Genomic DNA, 1175 nt, shown 5'->3' with positions numbered 1-1175 from the left:
AGCAGGTGATAGCCCTGTAGACAGAAATTCTGATGGACGTGTAGTATCCTGAGTAGTGCGGGACCGGAGGAATCCTGTATGAAACTGCCAGCACCATCTGGTAAGGCTAAATACTCCTTAGATACCGATAGTGAACCAGTACCGTAAGGGAAAGGTGAAAAGTACTCCGAACAGGAGAGTGAAATAGTTCCTGAAACCGTGCGCTTACAAGCGGTCGGAGCTCAGCAATGAGTGACGGCGTGCCTTTTGCATAATGAGCCTACGAGTTACTCCTCACTGGCAAGGTTAAGGTCTTCAGTACCGGAGCCGTAGCGAAAGCAAGTTCTAACAGAGCGAATCAGTCAGTGGGGGTAGACGCGAAACTTTGTGATCTATCCATGGGCAGGGTGAAGGTTAGGTAAAACTAACTGGAGGCCCGAACTCATTAGCGTTGAAAAGCTATGGGATGACCTGTGGATAGGGGTGAAAGGCCAATCAAACTGAGAGATAGCTCGTTCTCCCCGAAATGTTTTTAGGAACAGCCTTGGATATAGACGTATTATAGAGGTAGAGCTACTAATTGGGCTAGGGGGCTTCACCGCCTACCAAACCCTAATAAACTCCGAATGCTATAATATAATCTCCAGGAGTGAGGCTGTGGGCGCTAAGGTCCATGGCCGAGAGGGAAATAACCCAGACTAACAGCTAAGGTCCCTAATGATATGTTAAGTTGATCAAACGCGGTTCAAATCCTAAAACAGCCAGGATGTTGGCTTGGAAGCAGCCATTCATTTAAAGAGTGCGTAACAGCTCACTGGTCGAGGGTTTGGGCACGGAAAATAATCGGGCATCAAACATATAACCGAAGCTTTAGGCCTAATACTTAAGGTATTAGACGGTAGGGGAGCATTCTAAACTGCATCGAAGGTGTGTTGCGAAACATGCTGGAGCGTTTAGAAAAGAAAATGTAGGCATAAGTAACGATAAATAAGATGAAAAATCTTATCGCCGTAAGACTAAGGGTTCCTGATCAACGCTAATCGGATCAGGGTTAGTCGGGTCCTTAGGCAAAGCCGAAAGGTGTAGCTGATGGCAAACTGGTGAATATTCCAGTACCTGCTATAAATTCGATGGAGTAACGGAGTAGTGAAAGGATCGCGCACTTACGGAATAGTGCGTTAAAGGGTGTAGGTATA

Annotated in this window: 1 rRNA gene; it reads left to right on the top strand. The window is 46.4% G+C overall.

The annotated features are described in order from the left end of the window. Positions 1–1175, top strand: a 23S ribosomal RNA gene (locus ACLHR0_RS31625); the annotation flags it as partial.

The sequence above is a fragment of the Chitinophaga sp. ARDCPP14 genome, from assembly GCF_051362515.1.
GTDB lineage: Bacteria > Bacteroidota > Bacteroidia > Chitinophagales > Chitinophagaceae > Chitinophaga.
The sequence above is the reverse complement of the archived record's forward strand: the minus strand, read 5'-3'. Positions and strand labels throughout refer to the sequence as shown.